We start from the raw sequence: 4,217 nt of genomic DNA, 5'->3' as shown, positions 1-4,217 counted from the left end.
GCGCGTGCCGCTGGGGGTGACGTGTTCGTTTTTGGTCACGGCACCCAGGGTGGACACGGTCGCGCTGACGTTGCTGTGGTCGCTGTTTGGCTGGCAGATCGCGGCGGTGTAGTTGGCGTTTGGTATGCTGCTGGGCGTGGTGTCGGGCTTGATCATTGGCGCACTGGGGCTGGAGCGCTACTTGGAAGACTGGGTGCGTGACATGCCCTCGGTCTCGGCGGAGGTGGCGCTGGAGTCGCTGACCTGGGCCGAGCGGGTGGCGGCTGGTCTGGAGGCGGTGCGCACCGTGGTGGGCAAAGTCTGGCCCTACGTGGTGGTGGGCATCGGGGTGGGGGCGGGCATCCACGGCTATGTGCCGCAGGACTGGCTGGCCAGCTTCATGGGGCGCGACGCGGCGTGGTGGTCGGTGCCGGCGGCGGTGCTGCTGGGGGTGCCGATGTACGCCAACACCGCTGGCATTTTGCCGGTGATCGAGGCGCTGACGGCCAAGGGGGCCGCCATGGGCACGGCACTGGCGTTCATGATGAGCGTGGTGGCGCTGTCGCTGCCCGAGATGATCATCTTGCGCAAGGTGCTCAAGCCGCGGCTCATCGCCACCTTCGTGGCCATCGTGGCCGCTGGCATACTGGCGGTGGGCTATTTGCTCAACGCGATTTTGTGACCCTTGGCTTCGGGTTATGTACAGCGACAGGAGACGGCAATGGGATCGGTGATTCGGCGCGGATGGCTGGCCCTGGTGGCCCTGGTGGCCGCTTGGGCAGCAGGGGCGGCGCAGGCGGTGGAAGTGCGCTTCGAACCCGTGGCCCCCAACGTTTACGCCTACATCGGCGATCTGGAAGGGCGCACCTACGACAACGAGGCCCTCAACGCCAACTTGGGCCTGGTCGTCACGCCGGTCGGGGCCGTGCTCATCGACAGCGGCCCGACCGCCCAGGTGGCGCGCAAGATCGAGGCGGCCGTGCGCGCGGTGACGCCGCAGCCCATTCGCTGGGTCATCAATACGGGGGGGCAAGACCACCGCTGGCTGGGCAACGGATATTTTCGTGAGCGCGGCGCCGAGATCATCGCCCACCGCAGCGCCGAGGCCGACATGAAAGCGCGCGCCCCGGAGCATCTGGCGGCCCTGCGCCCGGTGCTCAAAGAACGCCTGGACGGTACCGAGCCCGTACTGCCCACGCGTTGGTTGACCGAACCGGATACTCGGCTGGAGCTGGGCGGCACGGTGATCGAACTCAAGCACCGCGGCGGCGGGCACACCCCGGGCGATCTGCTGGTGTGGCTGCCGCAGACGCGTGTGCTGTTCAGTGGCGACGTGGTGTACGTCGATCGTATCCTCGGCCTGCACCCGGTCAGCCGCACCAAGGCGTGGTTGGAGAGTTTTGCCGTCATCGATGCGCTGCAGCCGGCGATCATCGTGCCCGGGCATGGCCGCGTCACCGATCTGGCCACCGCGCAGCGGGATACGCGCGACCTGCTGCGTGCCCTGCGCGCGCACGCGGCCAAGGCGTTGGAAGCGGGGGTGGACATCGGGGAGGCCGTACGGCGCTTCGACGCCCGGCCGTTCATGTATCTGAAGCACGCGGAGGTCTGGCTGCCGCAGCTGGTCAATCGCACCTATCTGGAAGTGGAACAGGAGTAAACGCCATGAAACACGTCAAAGTGCTCGGCAGTGGATGCGCGAATTGCCGCACCACGGTGGCCTTGATCGAGCAGGTCGCGCAAGCCAAGGGTGTGCCGATCCAGCTGGAGAAGGTGGAAGACATGCAGGCCATCGCCAGCCACGGGGTGATGCGCACGCCCGGCGTCGTCATCGATGGGCAGGTGGTGCATGCTGGGGGGGTCCCCAGCCGAGACAAGATCGAGCAATGGTTTGCGGCCTGATGAGGGAGTCCGATGGAGCCTCCGATTCACCGTTTTCATGAGCTGTTTGCCCAGCTCGGGCTGCCCAACAGCGCCCACGACATCGAGCGCTTCATCCAGACCCATGCCCCGCTGCCGATGCACGTGCCGCTGCCAGAGGCGCCGTTTTGGACGCCCGCGCAGGCCAGTTTTTTGCGCGAAGCGCTGCAAGCCGACGCCGATTGGGTGGAACTGGTCGAGCAGCTCGATGCCGCCTTGCGGGCCAAACCCGCTGCTGCGCAGGGGGCTTAGCCGCAAGGGCCGCGGCGCGTGCGTCAGACCCCGGGTTGCAAGGTGACGGCGACCTCGCGGATGTCTTCGCCACGGCGCAGCGTCACGCGCACGGTATCGCCGACGCGGTAGTCATCTAGACGCGCCAGCAGTTGCGCGACACTGGTCACCGGCTTGCCCTCCACGGCCACGATGACGTCACCGGGCACCAAGCCCTCGGCGCTGCGCGTGACGCCGCGCAGGCCGGCCTTGTCGGCCGCCGAGCCCGGGGTCACCCGCAGCACGAACACGCCTTCAATGCCGGTAAGCGCGCTCAAGCGCTCGTTGAGCGCTTCGTCGGCTTCGATGCCCAGCGCGGGCCGCACGTAGCGGCCGGTTTTGATGAGTTGCGGCACCACGCGCATCACCGTGTCCACGGGTACCGCAAAGCCGATGCCGGCCGATGCGCCCGATGGGCTGTAGATGGCGGTGTTGATGCCGATGAGGCGTCCCGCCGAGTCCAGCAGTGGACCGCCCGAGTTGCCAGGGTTGATGGCGGCGTCGGTCTGGATCAGGTGCTCGATGGGCGGGCCGCCGCGCTCGTTGGGCAGCGAGCGGTCCAACGCCGAGACGATGCCAGTGGTCAACGTCCAGTCCAGCCCGAACGGATTGCCGATGGCAAACACCTTTTGTCCTACCTTGAGGTCGTGGCTGGTGCCGATGGGCACCGGCGGTGGGCGCTTGAAGCCCACGCCGATGCGCAGCACCGCGATGTCGTGCGCCGGTGAGGCGCCCACGAGCGCGGCGGGATAGTCGCGTCCATCGGCCAGTTTGACCGTGGCCTGCGAGGCTCCTTCGATGACGTGGAAGTTGGTCACCACGTGGCCCGCGTCGTCCCAAATGAAGCCAGAGCCGGTGCCGCGCGGGACGGTAAAGACATTGCGCGTCCACACGTCCAGCACCCGCTGCGCGGTGGAGATGTAGACCACCGAGTCGCGCGACTTCTCGAACAGCTCGATCGTGGCCCGCTCATCGGCCGCCAGATCGCCGCGGGGTGTGACGGTGCGCGGTGCGCCGTCGCGCGGCGCCCACCACGACTCGACCAGCGGCAAGGCATGCCAGAGCACCATCAGGGCGGCAATGCTGGCCGTGATGAGCAACCAGCGGCCGACGAAGCCCGGGCCGCGGCGGGGCTGGGGGGAGGGAATCATGGGCGTTGAATCAGCTCGATCTTGTAGCCGTCAGGATCGGTGACGAAGGCGATGATCGTCGATCCCCCTTTGACGGGGCCGGGTTCGCGGGTGATGGCACCACCCGCGGCGCGGATGCGCTCACAGGCCGCTGCCACGTCGGGCACGCCGATGGCGATGTGGCCATAGGCGGTGCCCATTTCGTAGGATTCGACCCCCCAGTTGTAGGTGAGCTCGATTTCGGCCTGCCCGGGGTTGCCTCCGTCGTAGCCCAAGAATGCGAGGGTGTACTTGTACTCTGGATTGTCCGACGTGCGCAGCAGCTGCATGCCCAGTACCCGGGTGTAGAAGTCGATCGAGCGCTGCAGGTTGCCGACCCGCAGCATGGTGTGCAGGATGCGCATGTTCGTATCCGTCTCAGCGTTGCATGGGGTTACTGGATGCGGCCAAAGCTGGTGCGCAGCGGGTCGATGCCGCCACCCCCACCCTTGCCGCCACCGCCGCGGTTTTTGTTGCGGTTGCGCCGCCCGCGGTCGTTGAGCGCGTCGATGCCGGTGCGCAGCGGGTCGGGCTGGCGTGCCGGGGCGGGGCCTTGTGGGGGTTTGCGGCCCCCCTGCGGCGCTTGGCCGGCGCGGCCGTCGCGCGGCGCGCGGCTTGGGCCCTGGCCGGCGCCGTCTGGGCGGGGCTGACCCGGTTGTCCGCTGGCAGCGCCCGTGCCCTTGCCCTTGGCACGACGGCGCCGGTTGCGGTTGCGCCGCGCCTCGGGGTCGATACGGGTGCGCGCTTCGCCGTCGGCGGCCGGTTCGGCGCCGTCGTCATTGGCGTCGGTTGCGTCCTCGGCGTCGGGCGAGGGGGCCGCTCCCTTGGCTGCCGGGCTGGCCTTGCGGCTGCGCATGCGCTCGAGCATCTCGCGCCGCG

At 68.4% G+C, this 4,217-nt stretch carries 6 protein-coding genes and 1 pseudogene; 4 read left to right on the top strand and 3 right to left on the bottom strand.

Annotated elements, in window-relative coordinates:
- Positions 1–124 precede the first annotated feature (124 nt).
- The 4 genes from Q0716_RS07330 to Q0716_RS07315 are packed head-to-tail and all read left to right on the top strand — an operon-like array spanning position 125 to position 2,151.
- Entirely contained in the window at positions 125–661 is a 537-nt protein-coding gene (locus tag Q0716_RS07330) for a permease (protein WP_299021481.1), read from the top strand.
- Between the two features lie 39 nt (positions 662–700).
- A complete protein-coding gene (locus tag Q0716_RS07325; protein WP_299021479.1) occupies positions 701–1,639 on the top strand; it encodes an MBL fold metallo-hydrolase in 939 nt (312 codons plus the stop codon).
- Between the two features lie 5 nt (positions 1,640–1,644).
- The gene (locus Q0716_RS07320) at positions 1,645–1,881 is read left to right on the top strand and encodes a thioredoxin family protein (protein ID WP_299021476.1); all 237 of its coding nucleotides are present in this window, start codon (positions 1,645–1,647) and stop codon (positions 1,879–1,881) included.
- A gap of 12 nt (positions 1,882–1,893) precedes the next feature.
- Positions 1,894–2,151, top strand: coding sequence for a DUF2789 domain-containing protein (locus tag Q0716_RS07315; protein WP_299021473.1), 258 nt, complete (start codon positions 1,894–1,896; stop codon positions 2,149–2,151).
- A gap of 23 nt (positions 2,152–2,174) precedes the next feature.
- Here Q0716_RS07315 and Q0716_RS07310 read toward each other — a convergent pair whose 3' ends face one another.
- The 3 genes and pseudogenes from Q0716_RS07310 to Q0716_RS07300 form a co-directional block, all read right to left on the bottom strand.
- Positions 2,175–3,320 carry a trypsin-like peptidase domain-containing protein gene (locus tag Q0716_RS07310; RefSeq protein ID WP_299021468.1) on the bottom strand — a complete coding sequence of 382 codons (1,146 nt, stop codon included), beginning with the start codon at positions 3,318–3,320 and terminating at the stop codon, positions 2,175–2,177.
- Positions 3,317–3,703, bottom strand: a complete 387-nt coding sequence (gene gloA / locus Q0716_RS07305; protein ID WP_299021455.1) for a lactoylglutathione lyase — start codon at positions 3,701–3,703, stop codon at positions 3,317–3,319. The genes Q0716_RS07310 and gloA overlap by 4 nt, the downstream gene beginning before the upstream one ends.
- A gap of 29 nt (positions 3,704–3,732) precedes the next feature.
- A pseudogene (locus Q0716_RS07300) lies at positions 3,733–4,217 on the bottom strand (hypothetical protein); the annotation flags it as partial.

Source organism: uncultured Tepidimonas sp., from assembly GCF_938045175.1.
Classification (GTDB): Bacteria; Pseudomonadota; Gammaproteobacteria; order Burkholderiales; family Burkholderiaceae_C; genus Tepidimonas.
This window is presented reverse-complemented; position numbering and strand designations above follow the sequence as displayed.